Genomic DNA, 25,257 nt, shown 5'->3' with positions numbered 1-25,257 from the left:
GCGCCGAGGACGAACTTGCGGGCCGAGCTTGACGAGGCACCCAGACACTCGACCTGCAAGGCGAAAACCAGGAGCTCGCTGCGGTTGCGGTGCCGGGCTCAGAGAGGGCGGTGACGACAGGGCGGTGACGACTGCCCCTGGCGCCAGACCGCGGCGGCCGATGAGCGCGGCGAACGTACCGCACAGCGCGGACACGGCCTCGCCGAAGAGCTGTACCCGCAGGCCGCGCACGGCCGGTTTCTCAGCGCACACCTCTCGAGCCGGGTAGAGGGGAAGGGGCCCAGGCCGGCGATCGGATCTCGACCGGGGTGTCGCGGTCGGTACCGTACCGGCGCAAGATCGCACACCGCCCCGGCCGCGGCGTCAATGCTCCGCCCGATGCCGACGGCAATCGGCGAGAGCCGACCACGCTCTCGGTCCGGCGGCAGCAGCGGACGCGCCCACCACGCGGCGTCACCGGCGCCCGGCCGTCGGGGGCGCCGCGTTTGCGGGGATCGGAGACCGGCTGTGAGCAGCCTCGGTCAGTCGCCCGGTCGGATCACAGCGCGCACGCAGCCGTCCGTCTTCTGCTTGAACATCTCGTAGGCCCGCGGTGCCTCGTCGAGGGGCACCGTGTGGGTCGCCAGGTGGGCCGTGCTCAGCTCTCCGGCCGCCAGCCGGTCCAGCAGCATCGGGATGTAACGCTGGCCGTGCTGCTGGGCGCCCCGCACGGTCAGGCCCTTGTTGATCACCGCACCGAGGGGGAACTTGTCGACGGCGCCGGCGAACACGCCCAGGACGAAGACCGTGCCACCCTTGCGGCAGGCGTGAATGGCCTGCCGTACAGCGGTGGGACGGTCGGTCTGGAGCCGGAGCTGCTGCTTGACCTGGTCGTAGAGGTGGACGGGGCTGTCGCTGTGGGCCTCCATGCCGACGGCCTCGATGCACACGTCGGGGCCACGGCCGCCGGTGCGCTCACGCAGCTCCGCCCCGAGGTCGGTGCTCGTGTAGTCGATGACTTCGCTGCCGATGTGGCGCTCGGTCATCTCCAGGCGCTCGGGGATCCGGTCGATGGAGATCACCCGTTCCGCGCCCAGCAGGATCGCGGCGCGCGCCGCCATCTGGCCGACGGCCCCACAGCCCCACACGGCGACCACGTCACCGGGCTTCACGCCTGACAGGTGGGCTCCCATCCATCCGGTGGGCACCGAGTCGGACACGAACAGGGCGCTCGTGTCGTCGACGCCCTCCGGGACGGGGAAGGCCCCGTGGTCGGCGAAGGGGACGCGCACGTACTCGGCGTGGCTGCCCCGCAGTCCGCCCATGGCGTGCGAATAGCCGAAGATGCCGCCGGTGTCGGCGCCGAAGAGGGCCTGCCCGATGCCGGGGTTGGTGTTGGTGTTGTCGCACAGGGACCACAGGTCGTGGGCGCAGTACCAGCACCGGCCGCACCCGACGAACGAGCAGACCACCACCCGGTCGCCCACCTTGTGCCGCCGTACCGCCGAGCCCACCTCGACGACCTCGCCGAGGAACTCGTGACCGATGACGTCCCCCGAGCGCATGAAGGGGATATAGCCGCCGATGAGGTGGAGATCCGAGCCGCAGGTCGTGCCCGCGATCAGGCGCACGATCACGTCCTGGTCATTGCGCAGGACCGGATCGGGAACCTGCTCGACGGAGAGCTTGTTGACGCCTTCCCAGCAGAGAGCCTTCACAGCACACCCTCCCCGCCGGCCCGGCGACTGAGCAGACCCACCAGCTTTCCGCCTGGGGTGTCATGCGTGGTCGGCGGTGCGTCGGACTGAAGCACCTCTCCCGCCTCCAGCAGCGACTTCGCCTCGCGCAGGGCACGACGAAGATCCTGACGCGGGTCGGCCCCGGCGAGCCGCGCCGGCACCGAGTGAGCGGCGTCCGGTCCACCGTTCCTCAAGCGCACGGCCAGCTCCGTGCCCCGGTCACCGGGCGCCGGGCGGATCCGGGTCTCGATGTGGTCGCCGTACTCCTGTAGCGGCGTCGGCAGCTTGTCCGCCTGCACATCCTGTGGCGCGCAGTTGATCGTCACCGTCAGCCAGCGATCCCCGGGAGCTGTACGGGATCGGCGCGACTTCGCTCGGCGTGCGGCGATCAGAGCCCCGGTGGCGAGCCCCGCGGCAGCCACCGTCAGCGATTTCCCAGCGGCACTCATGTGCGTTCACATCCTCGATGAGCGGGAGTCGTACGGGTGAGCGCGCGCCACGGGGGACGGCGAACGCCTCTGCCCGGGCGGGTACCCCGACTCCCTTGCGCTATCTGCCCGTGTGCGAGCAGGGCCCGGCGGGGGCCGCCGGGCCGTACTGCGGATCTGTGGCAGTGAGCCATTACCTCGTGGCCTCGATCATTCGCCCTCGGAGCGGGAGACGGGCGAGCGGGACGTCTTGCACGGGCTGACCGCCGAACAGGGTCATGTCGAACCCGTAGCCGCACCGCCTGTTCCGCACGGCGCCGAGCCGGACGTCCTCGGGCGTTCTGCCGGGCCGCCTTGGGGTACCCGTGCGGGCGTGGGGATCAGGGTGACGCCGGCAGGCGTCGCGACCCGCCTCCGGCGCACGCACGGGAGCGACCATGCCCAGGACCATCAAGGACCAGACCGTCGACCAGCTCGGCGGAAGCGGCAGCATCCTGGTGCGGCAACGCCGTGAGCACGAGGAGATGGACCGGCTCATGGACCAGTACCCGACCTTGGATGACATGCACCAGCGGGAACAGGTCCTGAAGCAGTTGGTACAGCTGGTCTTCAGCCATGCCTTCGCGGAGGAGACGGTGCTGTGGCCCGCCGTACGAGCCTCGGTCCAGGACGGCGAGGAACTGACGACCCGGGTCGAGGACGAGCATCAGCAGATCAACGATCTCGTCGCGGAGATCGAACGCGATCCCGCCGGTGACCCCGGTCGTGAGGACAGGGTGCGGCGGGCCTTCGGGTTGATACGGCAGGACATAAGGGACGAGGAAGACCTTCTCCTCCCCCGGCTCCAGGACGCGACGCACACCGCCCGGCTACGCGCACTCGGCACCACGTGGGCGGCGGTACGCCAGACAGCTCCGACACATCCGCACCCGGTCATCCCCCGGCGGCCTCCCGGCAATGCCCTGCTAGGTGTACCGCTGAGCGTCTACGACCGGCTGCGCGACATCCTCGGGATGCGCAGGTCCGCAGCACGGCGAGACAGGTGATCCCTGGTCCGCAGCACGGCGAGACAGGTGATCCGAGGGAGCCGGGACGCCCGCAGCCGCACGGGCGTCACGGCTTTCCGTCGCTGCCGTTCACAGTCAGGCGGATCAGTCGTGCCGGCGTGCTCGGCTCAGTTCGTCCGCGGCTGAGGCCGTGCCACCCCGGACAGACCCGGGCCTCCGGTGGCGTCGTCGGCGAGCTGCCCGGCGCCATGACGCGAGCCGACGTGGGGATCATGGTCGGGGATTGACGCGGTGCCACGGTGGACGGGCGGCTGGGCTGCGGTGTCCGGCGGCAGAGGCGCAGCGTCGACAGACCCGCCGCACCCGGTCGGCCGCCCCGCCGGATTCCGGGAAGGTATCGGGCCAGCTGATGTGCGGGAAGCGGGCGAGTTGCGAGCGGCTGAGGGAAAGCCCGCAGACGGTCTCGTTCCGCCCTGGCTCCCAGGCGTGGACCTCGCCCGCGGGCAGCCTGCGTCGCCCCTCCTCCTCATCGGTCCACTGCCCGGAGGCGGCGACAGCGTACTGCTTGCCGCGTTTCATGACCTCAACCGCATCGTCGAATCAGTGCTTTCCGCCATCCCGACGCCGTCCTCCCCGACGTGCCTTCGCCTGGTCGCACGGTCCGTCCGTTCGGGCGGCCCGCACCCGGCGAGTGCCACGGAATCCGCTGCGTCACACGCACCGGGGCCGCCTCCACCACCTGGGGGTCGAGGCAGCCTCGGGCGGTCGCGGGGCGCCGGGGTGGGCTTCGGGACCGCTGAGGCATCCGGAGAGCGGCGCCATGGGTGTGTCCATGGCGGGTGCTCACCCTCGGACCGGTCGGTGATCTCGCAGATCCCGCTGGGGCTGCGGGCGAACTGTTCGAGCGTGCGCCTGGTGAACTGAGCGGCACGCGGTGCAGCCCGTCAGTGCGCCGGATTCACGACCCGTGCACGGCCGCCCACTCAGAGGCGCATGACGACCAGGGCGATGTCGTCGTCGGCGCCGCCGGCGACGTCGAGCCGGGCCAGCAGCGTGTCGGCCAGCCGGCTCGGGGTGAGGGCCCTGCACTCGGTCAGGGCCGAAGACAGGCGCCCGAGGCCCTCGTCGATGTCCTCGCCTCGGCGTTCTATGAGCCCGTCGGTGTAGAGGACCAGGGTGTCGCCCTGGGAGTAGGGAAGGCCGGCCTGCGGGCGCGGGACATGGTGCGGGCGGGCGCCGAGGGGCGGGTCGGTCGCCTTGTCCAGCACGTCGCAGGTGCCGTCGTCGTGGACCAGGAGGGGCGGGGGGTGCCCCGCGTTGCTGTAGACGATCAGCCGGCTGCGGGTGTCGATGAGTACCTTGACCGCGGTGGCGGCCGCAGCGCCGTCCATGGAGCGGGCGTACAGGCCGAGCACTTCCAAGGCTTGGGCGGGGCTGGGGGTGGCGCGGATGGCCGCGCTCAGGGCGCTGCGCAGCATGCCCATGACGGCCGCGGCGTGCAGGCCGTGTCCGACGACGTCTCCGACGGCCGCGGCATAGCGGTCCGGCGGCAGGTCGACGACGTCGTACCAGTCGCCGCACACATTCAGCGAGGTGGCGGCCGGCAGGTACCGGACGGCGATGTCGTCGTCGTGCCGGTTGAGGTCGGGGGCGGCGAGCATGGCTCCTTGCAGGGTGACGGCGACCTGCCGTTCACGGGCGTGTGCCTCGCGCAGTTCCTGGTTCAGCCGGGACAGTTCACGGGCGCGCACGTACAGCTCGGCTGCCATGCCCTTCTCCCGCGCGGTGAGCTCGTGTGTCTGGCGGGAGAGCACGAAGGCGGTGACGTCCTCCGCGCGCTGGACGATCCACTTCACCGCGCCGTCCGGCCCGGATAGCGGGGTGTGGTCCTCGGACCACCATCGTTCCTCGAACTGATCCGGCCGGTCCGGGTCGGACAGGTCGTGCCGCTGCAGCACCAGGGTGTCCGGCAGCCCGGTCTCCAGCACTCGCAGCAGGGACGCCTTCGGGCTGTGCTGCGCGTCGTCGAGGGCGCCGGGGTTTTCCGGAAGTGCGTCGAAGAAGTGGTGGCCCACCAGTTCTTCGCGTGTCCGGCCGGTGACCGCCAGGTAGGCCGGGTTGACGTAGCGGATCACCAGGTCCGCGTCCACCACCAGATACGGGCTCGGTGTGGCCTCGAAGAAGGCCGTGAAGTCGATGTCCGCCGTCATCGCGGTCCGCCGTCCTCGTCACGCTCACCGCATCCGGAGAGCGCGGCCGCCCACACGTCCACGGTACGAGCCTTCCGACGGTCCGGCCCGCCGGAAGGGGACGCCGGGGGGATGCCGGTGGAGTGCGGCGGCGGCCCGCCGCCTGTGGAGCGCCCGGCCCCGGCGCGGTCTGCCCGGCAACACGAGAGGTCACCGCCCGCGCCGTTCGGAGCACGACGTGCCCTGACGCTATGTCCCACGCGGGGAAGGTCCGTCAGCCTTCCGTGCACAGCAGGCGTCGGGTGTGCCAGGCGGCGGGGAAGAGCAGCAGGGCGGCGGCGGACGTGGTGCCCGCCGTCTTGGCGGCGCCGGTCAGGACTCCCTCGGCGACTGTGCCCCACGGTGCCTCCACCGCCCTGGTGGGGTGGGTGATCTCGGTCGTGCCCCGGCCCAGGTCGCGGACGACCGGGTGCCGAAGGTCCGCCACGGTCTCGAAGCGGTACGTGCCGAAGTCGGTGCGGGCTTGTGCGACGCCCGCCGGCACGGCAGCCCCCATCAGGGCGGTGACCACGCTCCACCGCGCGACGGGGCGCAGGCGGGTGACGGGGTCGCCGTCGGCGCGCAGCCGACCGCGGCGGCGCCACTGGTGCAGGCCGATGGCCGCGAGACCCCCGAGGGTGCTCAGGTACTGCAGCGACCGGGCGACCGTCAGCCCGCCCAGGGCCTCGGCGCGCAGTGCAGCGACATGGGTGACGAGGAACCCTCCGAACCGGGGTGGACGTGGCGTCATCACCGGCAGGTGGTCGACACGATCGCGTTCACGTACCGCACCGGCACACCGTGGACGGCATGCCCAAGCACTTCAGGAGGTGGAAATGCGGCCACAACCGTCTGCGGAGGGGGCTGCCGACGGCGCAGATGAGCTCGACCGGAGCGTCGCAGTCGGGCCCGTCCGGCAGCAACGGCTCGGTGCTCGCCCATTGGACGTCAGTCAACGGCACGCATCAACCTATGATCCGATGACCGGAAGGAAACGGCCTGGTCGCGCAGGTCCTCCGTTGAACAGGGGGCCGCGCCAGGCGCCAGGCGCATCACACAGGACAGAATGACTCGATGACGACGTACCCGCCCCTGCCGCAGGCCCCGGCCCGGAAGCCGGACTTCGAGGACGACTTCACGGCCGGAACGCTCAGATCGGACATATGGGTCGATCACTATCTGCCGCACTGGACGACGCCCGAGCGTTCCCGGGCGCGCTACGACTTCGACCATGGCGGGCTGCGGTTGCGCATCGATGCCGACCAGCCGGACTGGCGGGAGGAGGACGCCCCGCTTCGCGTGTCCAACCTTCAGACCGGGACCTTCTCAGGGCCGGTGGGTTCTGAGCGGGGAACGCACCGGCATCGGCCCGACCAACTGGTCGTCCGCACACACACCCCTGAGCGCCTGCTGTGGGCGCCCTCCGCCGGGCGAGTGGACGTGACCGTCAGCGCGAGCGTGGACGAGGGGTGCATGCTCGCCGCGTGGCTCGTAGGAACCGAGCACCTCTCCGCGAAGGACACCGGCGAGGTCTGCATCTTCGAGATCGATGCCGACGGCGTCGGCGACGGCCGGAGCCGTGCGCGGTGTGGGGTGAAGGCGCACTCAGACACGCGGTTTGCCACCGACATGACCGAAGTCGTCGTTCCGGTGGATGCGTCGAAGCCGCATACCTGGACGGCGATCTGGGGGCCTTCAGGCACATTCATCGGCTGTGAAGGTGTTGTCGTGAAACACATGCCGCCGTTCCCCCGCTACCCGCTGTTCCTGATGATCGACCTCTTCGAGGTCTGCCCCCCTTCGGCGAGCGCTGCCTACCCGAAGACGGCTCACGTCCACGCGGTGCGTGGCTGGGAGTCTGATACCGCCGGGTGAAGGAGCCCAGCCGTTCTCGCCCGGGAAACGAGCCGTGCCACTGGCTCACCGTGCCGCTAGGCGGCAGGTGAGCAGCTCAGCGTGACCTCGCTGAAGGGTGTGACGGTGGAGGGGGTGGTGAAGGTGTCTGCGTACCTGGCGGTCAGCACCGGGGACGCGGCCTCGGGCGCCGCGGTAGCGGACCCGGTGAGGAGGCCGAAGAAGGCGGTCGCCGTCAGGCCCAGAGCCGCTGCCCAGCGCGCGGTGTTCCGCATGATGCGCTGTGTTCGACAATCGACCACCCTGCAGCCCGCTGCGGGCGTGATGTGCCCGATGTACTTCGACCCCATCGTCGTCACAGTCAACGGCGTCCGGGAGGGCCGGAGCGTCTCCTATGAGCGCACCTTCGGCAACCCGTGCGTGAAGAACCGTACTTGCGGACTCGGATTCGGTCCGGGCCTGGGCGGTGGTGTACGAAGTCCTCTGTGAACAAACAGTCCGATGCCTCCACCGTCCGCGTGTTCATAGCGCTCGCGCCGCCTGACGAGGCCAAGGAGGAGCTGGAGCGAGAGCTGCGGCCCGCCTACGAGGCATACCCTCAGATGCGATGGAACCGCGTCGAGGACTGGCACATCACCCTGGCGTTCCTCGGCGAACTCCCCGTGAGCGTCGTGCCGCTGCTGCGTCAGCCGCTCGCGGACCTCGCGGCGCGGCGTGCCCCCGTGGCGCTGGCGCTGCGCGGCGGCGGCCATTTCGACGAGCGGGTGCTGTGGGCCGGGATCGACGGAGATCTGGCAGGGCTGCACACGCTGGCCACCGAAGTCCGCGATGTGGTCGAGGAGTCCGGGGTGGCGTTGGAGGAACGCCCTCTGCGGCCCCACCTGACGCTCGCCCGCGCTCGCCGCGACGATCCCTGCAGCGTGCCGCAGGTCGCCGCCGAACTCGCCGACTTCACCGGCCGTCGCTGGCACGCCGAACGCCTGCACCTGGTCGGCAGCAATTACGGTCGCGGTCCGGGGCCGATCCGCTACCGCGACATCGAGTCGTGGGGCTTCACCGGCGCCCAGTGATCACGACCACCCTCGTCGGCTGCCCATGTTCCGCCCGTGCACGTCCGGCGCAGGCCGAGCCTCACTGCCTCTCAGACTCCGAGCGCTTCCGGCAGGGTGAGACCTGACGGACACTTACGGACCTGCTCGTTGGCCCTGGGCGCCCGAAGTCCCCGGGGCCGGCAAGCAGGTCGTCTCGGCATCGTTCGACCCCGTTGTCAGTGGCCTGCGGCATGATCGGATCATGTGACGGCCGGCCCGACATGGGCGCTCCGAGGCCGTCCTCGACGAGGGGAGCGTCGTGCGCAGGCTGGTCGCAGGCGAGGTGCATGTCGACGGCAGTCAGATATTCGTCGAGAGCGATCCGGACAGTCCCAGACCGGACATCTCCAAGGCTTTCGCCAGCCAGGACGGGGGTTTGTGCGGGGCCGCGGTAGCCGGTGTGCTCCTCCTGCTCACCGGGCTGTACAAGGGCAGCGTCGGCTTCGTCGTGGAAGTCCACGACGAAGCCCCTGCGCTGGACCCGGACTGGGAGGACGTGGTGGAGGTGTCCTTCCGCCCCGCGTCGGAACGCACACGTCTGGTGCAGGGGGACGGCGAGGCAGCATGGGACCTGGCTCTCCCCCGGGCCGACTACCGGGTCCGGTACTGCGCCCGGGGTATGGACGAGGGAACGGAACTTTCCACCAGAGCGGCCGGGGAGCCCCAGGTGGACACGCGAGGTGTTCCAACGAGCCGCCGAGGAACGGGCCGAACGGGCCGCCGAGGAACGTCGGCTGCACTACGAGAAGTGGGAGTGGGGCGGACGGCTGCCGAGCGAGAGACTGCGCGGTGCCCGTGAGAGCAACGTCCTCGATCTCCTCCGCTTCGACAGCGACCTGGTGCACGCTCTCGACGCTGTGGGCCCCGAGGTCCAGCGTGCGGTGGCGTCGGTGGCCGCGAGACTAGCCTGCGAGGCAGCGGGCCTGACCGAGGTGCCGTGGGTCGCCCAGGCGCTCTCCGCGTTGACGGAAGGACGCCCCCTCCCGCCGCCGTTCGACGACACGGAGCGGATGCGGGAGACCCTGCGCTCCGACCCTCGCGTGCCGGACACGTCGGTACTCGAAGCGATACCGCCCGAGCGGCCTCCGTACGTCCCGCCGTCGTCCGCGGGCACGAAGAGCGAGGTCGTGGTGATGCACCCGGCCGTCACGCCGCGCACCCCGGGGCTGATCTCGCAGCCGCACTTCGCTCTTCCCGCCGTGCTCGCCGCCGCCGGACCCGCCCCCCTCACAGCGGCACTGGACGCGGTGTCGCATGCGCTGCACACGTACGGCGAGCACTACCCAGAGCTTCTGGAGGAGATACGGTCGGTGTGCGCCGAGCGGGTGGGGAGCATCGACGCCGCGCTCCGCATCCGAACCACCCCGCCTCGGCTGGTCGACATCACCGCGGTCGTCCCGCAACTCGCCCCGCTTGCACGCCCGGCGACCCGGCTGCATCCCCGCCCCGGGGCGCCCACACCGCACGACAGCTCCGTCGGCGGGCCGCTGCTGTGGCCCGCCGACGAGCCATGGCCGTACTGCGCGAAACCGCATGAGTGGGATCAGGTGAACGAGATCCTCTCGCCGGACGACGTGCGGCAGCGGCGACGCATCCGGGCCGCAGTGGCGAACCGGCCCTACGGCGATCCCTCGGTGACCCGGTACACACCCGAGGAGCCGGCGATCGAGGAACGGATCAAGGCCGGCCGCCCATGGCCCGACGGCCCGATCGCCATGCTGCCCGTGGCCCAGTTGTACGTACGCGACGTCCCTTTGCTGCGCCCGCCAGGACAGACCGGAGCGGACCTTCTCCAGGTGCTGTGGTGCCCCTTCGACCATCCCGAGCAGCCCGAGACCGCGCTGATCTGGCGGTCCGCCGCCGCGGTGACCGACATCCTCGCCGCGCCTCCCGAACCGCCCGCGATCCAGTTCCCAGGCTACCTGCCGGAGCCGTGCCTGCTCGCGCCGGAGCAGATCACCGATTACCCCCACTTCATGGAACTGAGCAAGGAACTCCAGCGGCAGCTGGAGGACTGGCGCAGGTGGCAGGCCGCCGGCACCGCGCCGGACAGCGCTGACACGCCGTACTCGAAGGCTTATTACGCCGAGCTGTACACGGGCAGGCTGTCCACAACTCCCGGCTGGAAGGTCGGTGGGTGGACCCGCTGGGGTCTCACCGATCCCCAGCCCCGGTTCTGTTCCTCATGCGGCACCGGGATGGATCCGCTGCTGACCATCGCCTCGGCCGAATGGAACACGCACTTTCCCGACTGGATTCCCGACCAGGACCAAGCCCGCTCCACGTCGTTCACCACCGAACCCGATCCGGCGAAGCCGACCATGCTCGACCTTCCCGGAGGCTACGATCTGCAGCTTCACGTCTGCCCGGTATCCCCGGACCATCCCCACATCGAGCTGATGCAGTAGGCCACTTCCCCATCAGCGGCTGCACCGCCACTGCCGGACTGCAGTGGCGGCCGCCGGTTCCAGTGCCGGCACGCCATGCTTCAGGCGGCGGTCCCGAGCCGACCGGCCAGGAACTCCTGTACCTGACCCGTACCTTGAGGGGCCGGGGAAGGGACCGCCGCAGGTGCCGAACACCCGTCAGCTGCTCGGCCAAGGGCCCGGCCGTGCATGTCGAGGGTTACGCTTCCCGGTCGTCTGCCGCCCGCACCGGTCTATGATCTCCTGTGCCCGACGAGGGTATATCTCCTGACATATTCAGAGCCGGTGATGTGATGACTGCTCAGCAGCGTGGTGCCAGTATCCGGATCTTCCTCATCGACGGAACCCCTCAGGGGATGCGCCTGGTGGAGCGCATCGGCTGGACCGGGTGCTGCCTGAGCTTCTCCCGCTCCGACTACGGCCGGGCCCGGCATCGCGCGGAACTGCAGCGCTCGGGTGTCTATGTACTGGTGGGGACGGACCCGCAGGGGGCACGAGCCGACAGGATCTATGTCGGAGAGGGCGAGGAGGTGCGGGCCAGGCTGGATTCCCACGTCCGGGAGAAGGACTTCTGGTCCCACGCCTTTGTTCTGTCGACGAAGGACGACTCACTGAACAAGGCGCACATCAGGTACCTGGAAGCCCGTCTGATCGCCATAGCGCAGGCAGCACAGATTGCCGCGGTGGAGAACGGGACCAACCCAGCCGCGCTGGGCCGGCTGTCCGAACCGGAGACCGCGGACATGGAGTCCTATCTCGACGAAGCGCTGCTACTGCTTCCCCTTCTGGGAGTCACTGCCTTCGAGATCTACGACGTCCCGGAACCCTCTGCGGCGGCGCAGGTGACGCAAAGCGATCAGGCGCAGATCGCGGGCAAGCGTTACCGCCTCAGGACTCAGATGACCGAAGCGGAGGGGTACAGCGACTCCCGGGGATTCGCGGTCCTCGCGGGTGCGATGGCCCGCAGGGAAACCAAGGTGATGGTGCCGGGCTATCAGAAGATTCGTGAGGAGCTCATCGCCGAAGGCATTCTGGTGGCCGCGAACGACCAGCAGTACCGCCTGTCCAGGACCTACATATTCGACAGTCCTTCCAGCGCCGCGAGCGTTCTGTCCGGCGGCAGCAAGAACGGGCGAACGGAATGGAAGGACGACCAGGGCCGGACCATCAAGGACAACGAGGAAGCGACCGCGGCGTCGCCTGCCTGAGCCTGGGTTCTTGTCCTCCTCAGCTACTCGTGCAGTGCGGCGTCCATCCCGGGCTGCCGCACCGACCGAGGTCGGGTGGAACCCGCACATCATGCGGAAGCCGACGGGTCGGACATGAGCGTGCGCCCAGATGGGGAGCACCTGCCGCGGGATCCGCCCCGCCACCGTCGGACGGGGACAGTCTCACGGCGTCGGCCTGGGCACCTTCCACCGGGTCGCCGAGCGAACGATCTCCTGACCACCCGGGTCAGAGTGCCCCGGCCTTCCAGCTGAGGATGAGCCAGAGGTCGGTGACCTTGCCGGCGTCGAAATGGAGGACTGTCTCACCGACGGTCGAAGGCAGGGGGACGTTGTCGAGGCGGCCGACGAACAGGCCGCCGAGTGTGTCGTCCCGGCTGAGGGTGTCCTTGGGCGCCGCTTCCTCGGGGCCGGCGTGCACGGTGACGGTGTCCGCGTCCGCCGGCCCGCGGGCCAGGAGCAGTACGCTCACGGTCTCGCGGGTACGCCCGTGTGACCAGAACGGGTAGTGCTCCTCGCGCAGTGTGACGCTCAGCCGGGGGCGGGCGCTGTCGTCCGCGGTGAAGCGTGCCCATTCGCTGGGGAACTCCATCCGGGTCGCGAACAGCCGTGCCGTGCAGACGGCCTGCGCCTGCTCGATCTGCTGCCGGAGGTGGCCGACGGCCTGGTTGCGCAGCAGTTGGCCGCCGTCACGGGCCGTGTACCGCAGGTGCAGGACGACGTCGGCGATGGTGTCGTAGTCGAACTGCCGGAAGTCGGAGGGGAGTTCGATGCGCCAGGCGCTGATGGCTCCGGCGCCCTCGAAGGGCAGGGGACGGTCGTCGGAGGCCGCGGAGGGGAACATTCCGTCGTCGTCCCGGCCGGTGCTGGTCACGATGGCCTGGATCGCTCCCGTGTAGTCCTGGAAGCGTTCGTCGCTGTCGGTGTGGCGCGGGTAGTCGGCCCCGGTGGCCACCGTGCGGAGGGAGCTGCGCAGCAGGGAGAGGGTGCAGTTCACGCTGGTGTACGGACCGGTGACCGCGGGGACGGACAGGCTCACATGCCTCAGGCGGCGCATGTAGTGTCCGGGACAGTCGAAATCGAAGTAGGACTCCGGGACGGTGATCTCGCAGGTGCCGGTCTCGCGCAGGCGCACCAGCGCCAGCGGGTCGAGTTGGTTGACGGAGACGTGCCGGACCAGCTCGTACTCGCGGCGCCGGTTCTCCTGGTACGCCACCTCCAGCCGGCGCAGGTCCAGGCTGAGGGCGTCGGCCGCGAGCAGGCCCTTGCGTCCGGCGTTCCAGTAGTCGCCCCGGACGTACTGCACGGCGTCGAAGTCGGGCTGCATCAGCTCGCGTTTGAGCGTCAGTTCGGCCTTGCGGGCGACGTCGAGCGCGAAGCGGTAGGAGTCGTGGTAGACGCGGGTCAGCTCGCCCTGCATCCAGCTGTACAGCTCTCGGTTGGTGTACTTGCCCTTCAGCAGGGCGTCGGTCTCGGCGAGTTCCGTGATCTCGGTCCGTGTGTTGAGGTACTCGCGGTGGGCGGCCTGTTCGGCGATGACCGCGCCGAGGACCTGACGTCCCAGGTTCATGAGTTCGTGCGCTGCGAGGTTGCTCTGGAGCATCCACTCGTCGGCGCGGCGCTCGTACGCCGCCGTGCGGGCCGCCATGCCGGCCTGGTCGTGTTCCCAGGCGGCCTTGGTGCGGATGATTCCGGCCGCGATCCTGCTGATCTCCGACAGTTTGACGCCGCCGAACACCTGGCTGTGCAGGCCCAGGCCCCAGAAGTGCAGGTCGACGTCGATGTCGGGGATCATCCTGACCACGGAGGCGACGGTGTCGAGCACCGAGGACGCCAGGTTCAGGTCGCGGGAGGCCGGGAGGTGCTCGTTCAGCTCCTTGTCCTCGTTGGCGGTCAGGCTCAGCCGGCCGTGGCTGGAGGCACCGGCGCTGGCTGTCGGGCCGCCTCCGGCCAGCTTGAGGCGCGGGTAGAGCTGGAGGGGTAGGGGCTGGTCGAATTGCAGGACCAGCTGCCGGTAGGCCTCTTCGAAGTCCTGTTCGGTGGTGAGTTTCGGCGCGTCGTCGGGCTTGAGGGGGCGCGGGACGATCATGGGTCCGGACGGGGCCAGGCTGGGGTCGAGTCCAAGCAGGCGCAGGTGGTAGCGGTACCGCTCGAGCGCTGCATTGCGGCTGCGGATCAGGGCGTCCGTCGCCTCCTGGGCCTGACGCCAGCCCAGGTAGCGCACGTCCTGCGCCCGTCGGCGGATCTTCCCCTCGTGGCTCTGCCGCAGCAGGGCGACGGCCTCGGCGTCCTCCTTCTCCAGCGCGGCCAGCAGGGCGCCGCCCAGGGCGCGTACGTCGTCGCAGAGGGCGCGGGCCGACTGGAGGAACGTATGACCGCGCACGGGGCCGGCGGAGTTGGCCGGTCCGGCGGTGACGGCACTGGTGTCGATGCCGGCCGCGGCCGCCTTGACCAGCAGGCCGGGCTCGATCGCAGGCTCGAAGAGGGCGAGCCGGCGAACCGTCCCGTCCAGGCTCATGCAGCTGCGGATCTTGGAGAGCCGGTCGGCCACGCGGTCCCAGTAAGCCAGCATCCGCTGGTTGCGCGGCACGCAGAAGTACGGGGCGCGGCCGATCCAGTCGTGTGACGCCTCCGAGTTGCCCGGCGTCGGTGACGGAGGTGCGGGGGCGAGATTGAACGGGAACTGGCTCTCCAGCTCTACCAGAACGTTCCCGATCTCCTGGAGCTGGGCCTCGCGCAGTTGCAGAAAGCTCTTGGCTTTGCGTTCGCCCTGTGCCGGGAGTTCCTGCGGCCGGGGGCCGAGGATGTGGGAGGCGAGCACATAGCGCTGTGTGGCCTCGTTGATCGACTCAGCGGTGTCCTCGCGGAAGAGGCTGTCTCCCCAGGCGATCAGGTTGTCCAGGTACTTCATCACCACGTGGTACTGATAGGCGATGGTCCGGGTGGCTGCGACTCGGTGCGGTTCGAAGGGGAACCTTCTGATGGCGCCGTACCCCTCGAGCAATGTTTCCTTGACCCGCCTGCGCTCGGCGGACAGTTCGTCGTCGGGGGTGCTCAGCAGGGCCACGGCCTTGACGATGTTCTGGGTCTCGCTGTCCCGGCGGAAGGCGAGGAACTTCCAGTAGCGGGCGGGGCCTTGGACGCTGGTGTCGGTGCTCGTGGGGTCGAAGACGTAGTGGAACCAGCTCTGCGCCTCCGCGAAACGCTGGTTGTTGCTCAGGTGCACGGCGATCGACAGGGGGACGTGGAAGAGCAGTTCCCAGTTGTAGTTGGAGTACGGTCCCCCGGGACGTACGTCGATGTCCTTCGGAAACGATGTCACCCGGCCTGCCGCGGCCGAAGAGTAGAAGGCGTCGAAGAAGCCGGGGTCCTTGAGTTTCTGCTCCTGGTAGGCCGGATCGAGCAGGCCCGCCACCGACCCCTTGTTGAGGCGCTCGATGAGTTCACCCACGTAGGGGTGGAAGAAGTTCTCGAACTCGTAGGAGACATCGCTGCCGGGCAGATCCCCGGGGGCGTCGCCGACCCGCCCGTCCCTGCGCTCGTGGAATCCACGGCTCCGTCCGCGGTCAGGCATGGCGCGGCCTCCTCTTGCGGGTCTCGGCGGTCGGCGTGCCGACCCGCCCGGTGGGTGCGATCTCCACGTCGTCGTGGACGACGGAGCGGGGCGAGTCGATCAGGAAGTGCACGGGGATCTCGGCCGGTGTCTCCGGCCGTGTCAGGACCCTGGGGATGGGCTGCGGGACCGCCTCCGCCTGGGGCAGTCCGAAGCGCGGGCTGTCGGCGAACGGCACGCTCGTGCCGTGGGGCGTCACGTAGAAGGCGTGCCGGCTGTCGCTGTACAGGAACGGCGCCGCCCACGGGTTCTCGACCAGGCTCTGCTGATCGCCGTCCGGGAAGTAACTGACGTGGAACGGTGCGGAGATGCGGTAGGCCGAGCCGTCGCGCACGGTGAGGACGTCCTGGGTGGTCTCCCCCTCGACGGCTCCGATGTAGGAGATCCGCAGGGTGGGGCCCGATGCGTCGATGTTGCGGACGAAGCGCGCGAAGCTCTCGATGTCCAAGGGCTCCTGCGCCCGGTCCTCCTGCCGTTCGGGAAGGCTGTGGGTGTTGTAGAACAGGAACGAACTGCCCTTGCCCTGGCCCCAGATCCGCACCCGCAGGGCGTCGGATTCGAGGGTCTCGCCGAGGACGAGCAGGTCGCGGTGGAAGGCGCCGTCACCCGAGGTGTCGAACGACTTGCCGAACCCGGTGGGCAGCGCGATGTCCGACGTCTTCGGCGGCTGCCACCGCCCGTTGTAGTACTCGCTCCAGCACAGGGCGGCCTGCGGGAAGAGCTTGACGTTCTGCGTACCCTCTCCCTGCACCTGGCCGATCGTCAGGTCGGTCAGGGCGGTGCCCGCCAGGGCGGGCGACATCGGCTGCGCGGGTGGGGCGCTGCTCATCAGCTTCAGCCAGAACAGCAGCAGCCGCCCCCGCCACAGCACCGGCGTCACCGGGTTGTCCTCGATGTCGAGGTTGATCTGCTCCCACGCCGTCCACGAACCGGTGGCCCGCCGACGGTAGTAGTACTTGCGCTGCGCCCCCGCGGTACGGGCGATCACATGGGCGACCTCGTCGCCGAAGTCCTTGTCGCCCTCGTCGAAGTGGAGGGCACACGGTTCGAGTTTGGCGACCTCTTCGAGCCGGGACAGATAGCCGAGCAGCGCGCCGGCCGCGGTGTCGTCGGTGATGTCGCTCTGCAGCAGTTCGCTCAGCGCCTGGCGGAACGCGGGCGACTGATCGGTGCGCAGCTCGGGTTCGAGCCAGTTCTCCGGCCACAGGAAGACCTGCCGGTTGGCCTCCCACAGCCGATACCGCTTCATCCACTTCCAGCGGGAGGAGTCGAACGTCGCCGCGGGCACCTCGGGGTCCAGGTTCATGAGCACGCGTTCGACGAAGAGCTGCACCGCGGAGATGGCGTTGCGTACGCGTGAGGTGCGCATGCACGGCTCCAGCTGCACGTCCAGCAGGAAGAACTCGAACAGTTTGTCCGGGGTGTCGACGTGGGCGGTCTCCGGCCCGGAGCGCAGCTCGCGCAGGATGAACGTCACCAGGGCGTCGCGGCGCCGGGCGCGCAGCGGGTCGTTGACGGACCTGAGGACCTCCAGCCAGCCCGATCCGTGCCGGGCCCGCAGCGCCGAGTGCATGAGCCGCACGGCCTCGGCGCCGGGGTCGGGGGTGACGGCGCGGATCAGGGTGGCGACGGAGGTGCCCAGGGTGGCGGCGAGCGTCATCGCGTCGGCCACCGTGCGCAGCACGGAGACGTCCGTCAGGTCGTCGCCGCTCAGTCCTCGGTGTTCCAGCAGGGCATGCAGGGAGCCGCGGTCCCACCCCGTCACGCGGAGCAGCGTCGGCTCCCGGAGCGCGCTGTCGTCGGCCGGTGAGACGAGCTCCGCCAAGTCGTCGCCCGCCGGCTTCAGCGTCGTCCGCAGGCGGGCGAAGTCGAGGAGAGCGTCCAGGACGTCACCGAGGGGCGGTGCCTGCGCGTCCGGGTGTACGGGCAGCGCGTTGAGCCAGCCCGCACCGTCGACCGCCAGCCGCTGGAGCCGGGCGAGGCAGGCGATGCCCGCCGTGCCGAGCGAGAACTGCTCGGCCAGGTTCCTGGCCGCCAGACAGCGGGCCACCACCTCGGTCAGTCCCGCGACCGAGGCCTTCCCGTACAGCTTCGCGGGCGGGACGGGCTGCCAGTCGTGCCCGGCGCGCTGCCATTCCAGGGCCGGTTGCCGCTCGCTCTCCCCTCCGGTGACCGTCAGGGTGACGGCGAGAAGCCTGTTCGCCTGCAGGGTGAGGCTGTCCCGGGTGCGGAAGGAGCCCCCCTCGGCGACCAGGGCCGCCTCGGCTCCGTCGAGCGTGAGTGTGACCGCGGTGGCGGCGGCAGCCGTCACCCTCATCCGGTACGGGCCGGTCTCCGTGACGTCGACGTAGCCGCGGTGGACCGTCGACCCGTCGTCGCCGGGGACGGCCTCCAGACCGGTTTCGCCCACCTTGAGCACGGCAGCCAGTGCCGCCTGGTCGGGGCTGCCGGGCGCGTGCAGGGCCCGCACGTCGGTCAGCAGCGCCTCGGCGAGCGCGAGCGGGGTTCCGGTGCCCGCCACGACCGCTGTGAGCGCCTGGGTCCGCCACCGTTCCTCACGCAGGGGTCCCAGTGCGGTGCGCAGCAGTGTCCGCCGCCGGGTGGCCGGAGCGTCGGCGGAGGTGAGGTGGGCGACCAGCAGCGGCCGGAAGTCCGGATTCCGTTCGAGGGAGCGTTCGATCAGCGCTCCGGCCTGGGCGAAGACGCCGTCCCGGGAACGCCGGTCCTCACTCGCGGCGAACAGCGCGTCGATGTCGGCGTCGAAGTCCGCTACGGCCTTCAGGGCGTCGCGCGTGGCAGCCCCGAGCGGCCCCGTGTACGACAGCCGCCCCCGGTCGGCGTCGTAGGCGATGCGGCACCCGGACGCCTCGACGACGGCCGCCGGCAGCGCCGCCTCCTCCTGCCGGTGGGGTACCTCGACCGCGGCCGACCCGCTCAGCAGGCTCGTGAACGCCTGCGCGGCCTCGGTCCCGAACCGGGCGGCGAGAAGCTGCTGCACCCGGTCGTCGAACGCGACGTCGTCGGTGTTCAGCTCACCGTCGACCAGGATCAGGCGGGCACGGAGGTCGCGCAGCAGTGCGAGAGCCGGCTCGTCCGGCTGAGATGCTTCCGCGGGGGCCTCGGGCGGCCCGAGCGCCGCGACGACCGCTGCCGGGGTGGTGCCCACCGCGGCGAGCGTGTCCATGCGGTCGAGCAGTTCGGTCATCCCGGGGCGGGGGCTCGCCTTCCAGCTGAAGGGGTCGATGCCGGTCAGCCGGAGCAGGTGGGCGAGCTCGCGCTGTCCCAGTCCGAGCAGCCGCCCGAGCCAGGCCCGCCGATGCGCGGCGCTCACGGTCGCCAGGGAGAGCGGGGTGGCCTCGTCGAAGCCCAGCTCGTCGACCAGGACCGTGAAGTCGTCCGCTGGCAGGTTGAACGCGGCCCGCAGCGCGTCCGCCTGGGGGAGCAACGTCTGTCCGGGCTCGTTCAGGACCTCTCCGAACCCGTTGTCGCCGAACACCCCGGGGTCGGCCCCGCCTGCCGGGAACAGCTTGCGGTAGAGCGCGTCCGGGCCGTACGTCTCGAGGTCGGCCCAGCAGGCGAGCAGGTGCTGCAGCTGGTCGTCGGGGTCGAGTGCGTACCGCCTCATCACCGACACGACGGTGCCCAGGCGGTCCAGGACCGTCAGCACGCCGGCGTCCAGCCCGGCCGGGGTCTGCTCGTCCGCCTCGTCGGGGAACAGCGCCGCGAGGGCACTGTCGGTCTGCTCGATCGTCCAGCCGAGTTTGCGCCACAACCGCACGAAACGTACGAGGCGTACGGCGTCGATGGGCTGCAGTGCCGCGCGCGCGGCGTCGGGGTCGGCGTGGCGCACCAGGAACTCGTCGAAGGCCGGCGTGGCCTCTCCGCTCGACGCGCCGTCCGGAGGCGGGGGCGGGACGGTGACGAGCAGTTGCATGATCCGCCGGTGGTTGGTGTCGTCGGTGGCCCACGCCGCCACGTCGCCGCCGTACGCGCTGCGGTCCAGGTCGGTCGGGAGCATGGCGTCGAACGCCGCGCCGGACAGCGTGCCGCTCTTGAGCCGCTGAAGGTCGGCGAAGGAGACGCCGAGGCGGGCGACGCGCGGTTTGAGCGTGACGCCCGGGTTGACGAATCTGCTGCCGAGAATTCTGAGGACTTCGCTGTACGTCAGGCCGAGGCGGGTGGCCCAGGTCCGTACCGAGGACAGGTCCTGGAGGATCTGCGCATCCGGGGTGCCGTCCGGGTAGCCGAGCAGCTTGGGCAGCGGGACCGAACTGTCGGTCAGCAGCTGCGCCTCGGGCGGGGAGACGCCGGCCTGCTCGTGCGCGATGTCGCGCAGACCGTAGCTGTTCTCGTTCACCTGCTCGTCGTTCTTGCGCAGCGCGAGCATGACGTCCGCCAAGGGGACGCCCAGGCGGGTGAACAGTGCCCGCAGGGTCTCCAGGTGGTGGTGGAAGGGCAGCGGCGACGGGAACAGCGCCGCGCGCAGCGGCTCGTAGGCGTTGTCGTCGACGAACTCCGACTGCGCCAGGAGTTCGTCTGGTTCCCGGTCGGCGGGCGTGCTGTGGCCCACGAAGCCCTGGAGCGAAAGCCTGTGCGCGACGAAATGCTCCAGCGTTTCGTTCACCAGGTCGATGTGCGGCAGGACGGAGTCGGTGTTCTCGCAGCTCAACGGCAGATGCCCGATGTCGGGACGGCGTGCGAGGAAGACGTCGAGCGGGTTGGTGACCGCGTCGGGCAGATCGATGAAGTGCAGCAGGTCGACCAGGTACGCCGCCGGGCTCAGAATGGACTCGCACTGCTCGCAGGACGCGACGTTGAGCGAACCGAACAGCCCCTCGAGCGTGGGCGTGGCGACCACGCCCGCGGCCGCGTCCGAGGTGTCCAGGGCCTCGACGATCGGCGTGTCGAATCCGAGCGAGGGGGCTCTGCGCGCGGCCAGGAAGCCGACCGCGATGTTGGCCACCGCGTCGGAGATCTGCACGGCCCGTGCGTGGACGGCACGGGCGTCGGACTCCCCCAGGTCACCGGCGCGTGCCGCGACGAACTCGCTCTCCCGCAGTCCTGCGATCTTGGTCGCGGAGTCCAGGCCGTTGGCGAGCAGAACGGCGAGTGCGTCGTCGTCGGGCGTCAGCTGGTATACGCGTTGCAGTCGTTTGATCGCTTCGAGGGTCTCCGGTCGTTCGGGGGCCGCCACGTCGCCGGCCCGGGCGAGGAACCGCTCGACGGGTTCCACGCCCAGTTCGAACCGCCCCACGTGCGCGGTGAGGAACCCGGCGACGCCGTCCTGGACGTCGGACTCCGCGGCCACCGGCAGGTCGCCTGCCGCGACACGTGCCGCCGTCACGGCGGTGGGGAAGCACAGTCGGACCTGCGCGGCCAGGAACTCCGCGTAGCGGTCCCTGCGTTCGTCCGGCTCCGCGCCGGGGACGTCGTCCGGAACACTGTCGCCGAGCAGGTCCAGCCAGCGCTCCGGGCGGAAGTACGAGCGCCGGGCCAGGTCCTCGGTGGCCGTCAGCGGACCTTCGGGATGCCGCTCCTCCGCCTGGTGCAGTGCCTTGACCAGCGCCGCGTTGTTCAGGGTGAGCACACTGAGCCGCCCGTCGAGCTGCAGCCGCCCGCGCCGCTCCGCGCCGAAGGAGGCCTCCACCCGCTCCCAGAAGGGCTCCCCGCCCTCCGGCATGGCGACCTGGAGCCTGGCGAAGACGCGCTTGTTCTCCTCGTCCGCCGGGAACGTGCGGTCGAGCAGGTCGCCGACGGGGTCGGCCTGCAGCAGCCGATCGACCGACAGCTCGGCGAACGCCTCCAGCGCCGAGGGGATGCCGGCTTCGGCGCTGCGGGGCACGACTCCCCGCTCGGTGGCCTCGCGCCACACGGCCTCGACCTTCACGATCGCGGTCCGGTACAGGACCTCGGCCGAGGCCGGCAGGCCCGCGCGGAGCAGGGCGTAGAAGAACGGTGCCGCGATGGTGTTCCCGCACTCCTGGGCCAGCCGGTCGGCCTGCGCCGCCATGGCCACCGCGCGTGCGTCCCATCCCGTCCGGTTCGCCAGGTGGGTCACGTCCTCCCGGCTGTCCGACTCCTCGACAGCGCCGAGGCGGCCGCCGACGAACGGCTGCACGGCACGTTCCAGGGCCTCGTACTCGCTCTCCAGTGCCGTCGAGTCCGGTTGCACCTCGACATCGAGCCGCACCGGCGACGCCGTGGCCCCGTAGGCCACCGTGGACTCGCCCACGAACACGGCGGTGTCGTCGTCGCCGGTCCACACCCGTGCCTGGAGGTCCGGCACCTGTCGAGCCCCTGGGTCGATCTCGGCCCGGAAGGCACCGCCTGCCTCGGTGAGGGTGGAGCCGACGCGGACGTCCTGTCCGACGAGGCAGTCGACGATCTCCACGAAGAGCCCGGCCGCACCGGTGCGGCCGGAGGCGAACAAGCGGCCCTCGACCACGGCACGCTGTGCGGCCGGCGCCGCCGGGTCAGGGGAATTCATGGCCTCTCCTCAGGCTCTGCGGGGTCGGCGACGATGCCGGCGCCCACTTCGGGACGCTCGGCGGGGCGGATGAAGGTCCGCCCGAGCGGCAGGGCCTCGTCGGCCTCGGCGTCGGCGGCCGGATCCTCTTCCAGGAACTCGGCCACGTCACGGAACACGGAGGCGTCCCCGAACCGCGACTCGAAGTCCTTCTCGATCTTCAGGAGGTCCTTGTCCTGCTTGTCCTGGAAGTCTTTCCCGTCCTTCAGCTGCTTCTCGGTGGGCGTGTCGCGATCGTCCTTGTCGTCCTTGCCGTCCTTCTCCTCCTTGGTCTCCTTCTCATCCTTGACGTCTTTGTCGTCTTTCGTGAACTTGTCCGAGTCGTCCTTGCCGTCCTTCGCGTCCTTGTCGTCCTTGCTGTCCTTCGCCTCCTTCTCGTCCTTCGCATCCTTGTCGTCCTTCTGCTCCTTGTCGTCCTTGTCGTCCTTCTGCTCCTTGTCGTCCTTGCTGTCCTTCGCCTCCTTGTTCTCCTTGTCGTCCTTCGTGTCCTTGGCCTCCTTCTCCTCCTGGAGCAGGAAGGCACGGAAGAAGCCGACCTCGTCCTCCCAGTAAGGGGGCAGGACGTCGAACACCGCTCCCAGGTTGGGGTCCTGGCGCGACCTGGTGATCCACACCGTCCGCGCATTCCGCTCGCCGACCGCGAGTTCGGCGACCGACCGCATCGTCTCCGCGTCGCGGCAGTCGTTGACCACATGCACCGTGCGCCACCTCAGAGCAGGCCCCGGATCCCACCAGCCGGGCACGCCCGGACTCTGTTCGGGACGGCAGGCGTCGCGCGCCTGGAACTTGGAGCGGTACGGCAGGACGCCTGCCTCCCACAGCGTGAGGAAGTCGGCCTGCAGGGACCGCAACCACTGGCTCGGCTGACTGTCCGGATACTGCGCTGCCTGGACGAAGAGGAAGTAGCCGAGCTGGCGGACGGCCCGCCCGTAGGCCGCGTAGTTCTCCGGGATGCCGGGCACGCTTCCGGGGACGGCCGGGTCGGTGCAGTCGGCCGGCCCCGAATCCAGGTAGATTCCGGCGATCCGGTCGCCGTAGAGCCGACGCCAGGCGTCGATCTGGTCCGCCACGGCCGGAACCTGGCGTCCCGGCCTGAGCGGGTCGTCCAGCTGCGTTCCCACAGCGCCCAGGCCGAGCTTGCCGCCGGCGACGTAGACGCGTCCGAACACGAGCTGTTCGGCGTCCCTGCACGCGTCGAACTTGGCGCGGGCCTCGTCGCGCCTGCCCGCTCCGACGGATGTCTGCAGGTCCAGGCGGCTGTAGGGCTGGTCGGCGACGACCAGCCGGACGGCCGCGCCCGCCTGTGCGACACGGTCCCACTGCTTCATCGCCCAGTCCCAGTCGGCGTGGGTGCCCTGGACGTCGATCAACCGGCCGTCGAAGGGGAAGTACCCCCAGACGGCCATCCTGGGTCCGAGGAGCCGGGGCGGGATGGTGGGTTGGGCCATCAGGCGACCTCCGCCTCGTGGAGCAGCCGCGCGACGGCATCGCCGATGCCCAGGCCGTCGCGGTCGTAGAACGTGAACGCGGGTGAGGGGTTGACCTCGAAGCAGTACCAGTCACCCTGGGGGGTCAGCCGCAGATCGATGCCCGCCAGCGGGAGGCCGAGGCCTGCGGCCAGACGCCGGCACCGCTCGGGCAGGTCGTCGGGCAGGCAGGCGGGCACGACCGACACCTTGTCGCCCTGCCGGACCGCGTAGCGGTAGTCGTCGGCCCCGGACTCGACGCGTGAGCAGAAGACGTCCTCACCCACGATGTGCACCCGGTAGTCGACGCCCGGCACATGCTCCTGGAACTGCGTCGGGCACCAGGCGAGATCGTCGAGTCTGTCGTCGTCCGGCCTCAACTGCGTGACGATGCTGCGTACTCCGCTCACCGACTTGTAGACGACGTTGTCGTGCCGGGCGGCGAAGGCACGGGCCGATTCGGCGTCCGTGGTGATGAGCGTGTCGGGAACGCTGAATCCATGGGTCCGGATGACGGCCGCCTGCCCCGGTTTGCAGCCGTTTCCGGCCATGCGACTCGGCCGGTTCAGGATCGTTGCGTCGGTCAGCTCGCACCACAGCCACAGACTGTCGTCGAACGCGGCGGCGTGCCGGCGCTCGCCGCTGTCCCGCCCCGCACGGGCCACCGCTCCGATGCGCCAGGAGTCGTACGGGCGCACGTAGGCCGCCGTGACGTCCGCCAGGTCGACCACCGTGTCTCCCACGGTGATCGCGCCGTGGACGCCGTCGTCGACCTCGACGCGGATGCCGGAGTCCAGTACGGCCCGTTGGTCGACGAACAGCACGGAGGCACCGAGGTTTCGCAGCGCGGTGCGCACCCGTGCCAGTGGCATGTCCTGGAGCAGCCCCCACAACAGAATCACGACGTCTGGTCCCTTCGGTGGGAACGGCGCTCCGAGGCGCTCCGGGCGCGGTCGAGGTGGTCGCGCAGGGCTTCGGTCACGCGGGGGTCGAAGGCGTTGGTCCACGGATGGGCGTCGACGAACCGCACCTGGGAGCCGTCCGCCTCGAAGAACACCGTGAGCAGCGGGACATCGGCCGCCGCGGCCAGAGCCCGGGAGGCCTCGGCCAGATGGTGGTCGTCCCCGCCGACACACAGGCCGCCGATCACGGTGACCTGCAACCGGGTTCGGTCGCCCGGTGCCTCGTGCGAACCTGCCTGCGCGGAGGCGGCGCCCTGGTACTGCGGCACCTCGCGGCGGACGGCGCGGACCGGGATGCCCAGGCGGCGTGCGGTCAGGGACCACTGCTCGCTTCTCCAGCCCGGACCGCACAACCCGGTCGGGCCGGGCCGGTTGAGCACCGGGCACGGCAGCGCGGACAGCCAGTAGTGGAGGAACGCCGTCATCTCGCTGGCGGCGTAGTCGCGGTCGTCGGGATGGATCCTGCGTACCTCTTGGGAGGTCACCGCGGGCAGGCGCGTCACCACACCGGTGATCTCACCGGCGGTGACCACCTCGCCCTGGACGACCGCCCGTGAGGACCGCGGATCCTCCGTGCGGACGCTCCAGCCGGGACTGGACAGGTCGTCGGGGGTGAGCAGGCGGGCCTCCGGACCCCAGCTGCGCACCAGGCGGCGCGCTCCGGCGTCGCGGCGCGAGGCAACCACGAGGATCATGAAACGACCTCACTCCT

General features: G+C 70.3%; 16 protein-coding genes. 6 read left to right on the top strand and 10 right to left on the bottom strand.

The window, feature by feature from the left end:
* Window positions 1–521 precede the first annotated feature (521 nt).
* Window positions 522–1,697: a zinc-dependent alcohol dehydrogenase gene (locus tag ACIGXJ_RS18895; RefSeq protein ID WP_399646454.1), complete on the bottom strand. Its 1,176-nt coding sequence runs from the start codon at window positions 1,695–1,697 to the stop codon at window positions 522–524.
* A complete protein-coding gene (locus ACIGXJ_RS18890; RefSeq protein ID WP_399646452.1) occupies window positions 1,694–2,167 on the bottom strand; it encodes a hypothetical protein in 474 nt (157 codons plus the stop codon). Before ACIGXJ_RS18890 ends, ACIGXJ_RS18895 begins: the two co-directional genes overlap by 4 nt.
* A gap of 416 nt (window positions 2,168–2,583) precedes the next feature.
* Here ACIGXJ_RS18890 and ACIGXJ_RS18885 point away from each other — a divergent pair, with 416 nt between their 5' ends.
* Window positions 2,584–3,192: a hemerythrin domain-containing protein gene (locus tag ACIGXJ_RS18885; protein ID WP_399646449.1), complete on the top strand. Its 609-nt coding sequence runs from the start codon at window positions 2,584–2,586 to the stop codon at window positions 3,190–3,192.
* A 231-nt stretch (window positions 3,193–3,423) separates the two neighbouring features.
* On the opposite strand, the gene ACIGXJ_RS18880 is transcribed toward ACIGXJ_RS18885, so the two are convergent.
* The 3 genes from ACIGXJ_RS18880 to ACIGXJ_RS18870 form a co-directional block, all read right to left on the bottom strand.
* The gene (locus ACIGXJ_RS18880; RefSeq protein ID WP_399646447.1) at window positions 3,424–3,732 is read right to left on the bottom strand and encodes a hypothetical protein; all 309 of its coding nucleotides are present in this window, start codon (window positions 3,730–3,732) and stop codon (window positions 3,424–3,426) included.
* A gap of 404 nt (window positions 3,733–4,136) precedes the next feature.
* Window positions 4,137–5,363, bottom strand: a complete 1,227-nt coding sequence (locus ACIGXJ_RS18875) for a PP2C family protein-serine/threonine phosphatase (protein WP_399646445.1) — start codon at window positions 5,361–5,363, stop codon at window positions 4,137–4,139.
* A gap of 253 nt (window positions 5,364–5,616) precedes the next feature.
* Window positions 5,617–6,132, bottom strand: a complete 516-nt coding sequence (locus tag ACIGXJ_RS18870) for a DUF4184 family protein (protein ID WP_399646442.1) — start codon at window positions 6,130–6,132, stop codon at window positions 5,617–5,619.
* A 323-nt stretch (window positions 6,133–6,455) separates the two neighbouring features.
* On the opposite strand from ACIGXJ_RS18870, the gene ACIGXJ_RS18865 reads away from it, so the two are divergent.
* From ACIGXJ_RS18865 to ACIGXJ_RS18845, 5 genes are all read left to right on the top strand, one after another.
* Entirely contained in the window at window positions 6,456–7,256 is an 801-nt protein-coding gene (locus tag ACIGXJ_RS18865; RefSeq protein ID WP_399646440.1) for a hypothetical protein, read from the top strand.
* Between the two features lie 81 nt (window positions 7,257–7,337).
* On the top strand, window positions 7,338–7,724 hold the full coding sequence (locus ACIGXJ_RS18860; RefSeq protein WP_399646437.1) for an SSI family serine proteinase inhibitor: 387 nt from the start codon (window positions 7,338–7,340) through the stop codon (window positions 7,722–7,724).
* Window positions 7,721–8,305, top strand: a complete 585-nt coding sequence (gene thpR, locus ACIGXJ_RS18855; RefSeq protein WP_399646435.1) for an RNA 2',3'-cyclic phosphodiesterase — start codon at window positions 7,721–7,723, stop codon at window positions 8,303–8,305. The genes ACIGXJ_RS18860 and thpR overlap by 4 nt, the downstream gene beginning before the upstream one ends.
* A gap of 1,373 nt (window positions 8,306–9,678) precedes the next feature.
* Window positions 9,679–10,734 carry a hypothetical protein gene (locus ACIGXJ_RS18850; protein WP_399646963.1) on the top strand — a complete coding sequence of 352 codons (1,056 nt, stop codon included), beginning with the start codon at window positions 9,679–9,681 and terminating at the stop codon, window positions 10,732–10,734.
* Window positions 10,735–11,045: 311 nt separating this feature from the next.
* A complete protein-coding gene (locus ACIGXJ_RS18845; RefSeq protein ID WP_399646432.1) occupies window positions 11,046–11,960 on the top strand; it encodes a GIY-YIG nuclease family protein in 915 nt (304 codons plus the stop codon).
* Between the two features lie 247 nt (window positions 11,961–12,207).
* On the opposite strand, the gene ACIGXJ_RS18840 is transcribed toward ACIGXJ_RS18845, so the two are convergent.
* From ACIGXJ_RS18840 to ACIGXJ_RS18820, 5 genes are read right to left on the bottom strand one after another with little or no spacing between them, the layout of a single operon-like run.
* Window positions 12,208–15,552 carry a hypothetical protein gene (locus tag ACIGXJ_RS18840; RefSeq protein WP_399646430.1) on the bottom strand — a complete coding sequence of 1,115 codons (3,345 nt, stop codon included), beginning with the start codon at window positions 15,550–15,552 and terminating at the stop codon, window positions 12,208–12,210.
* On the bottom strand, window positions 15,545–22,078 hold the full coding sequence (locus tag ACIGXJ_RS18835) for a neuraminidase-like domain-containing protein (protein ID WP_399646427.1): 6,534 nt from the start codon (window positions 22,076–22,078) through the stop codon (window positions 15,545–15,547). The genes ACIGXJ_RS18840 and ACIGXJ_RS18835 overlap by 8 nt, the downstream gene beginning before the upstream one ends.
* Window positions 22,075–23,565: a hypothetical protein gene (locus ACIGXJ_RS18830; protein WP_399646423.1), complete on the bottom strand. Its 1,491-nt coding sequence runs from the start codon at window positions 23,563–23,565 to the stop codon at window positions 22,075–22,077. The genes ACIGXJ_RS18835 and ACIGXJ_RS18830 overlap by 4 nt, the downstream gene beginning before the upstream one ends.
* Entirely contained in the window at window positions 23,565–24,485 is a 921-nt protein-coding gene (locus tag ACIGXJ_RS18825) for a RimK family alpha-L-glutamate ligase (protein WP_399646420.1), read from the bottom strand. Before ACIGXJ_RS18825 ends, ACIGXJ_RS18830 begins: the two co-directional genes overlap by 1 nt.
* Window positions 24,482–25,240: a hypothetical protein gene (locus ACIGXJ_RS18820; protein WP_399646418.1), complete on the bottom strand. Its 759-nt coding sequence runs from the start codon at window positions 25,238–25,240 to the stop codon at window positions 24,482–24,484. The genes ACIGXJ_RS18825 and ACIGXJ_RS18820 overlap by 4 nt, the downstream gene beginning before the upstream one ends.
* Window positions 25,241–25,257: the final 17 nt, after the last annotated feature.

Source organism: Streptomyces sp. NPDC053367 (assembly GCF_044545925.1).
Taxonomy (GTDB): domain Bacteria; phylum Actinomycetota; class Actinomycetes; order Streptomycetales; family Streptomycetaceae; genus Streptomyces.
This window is presented reverse-complemented; position numbering and strand designations above follow the sequence as displayed.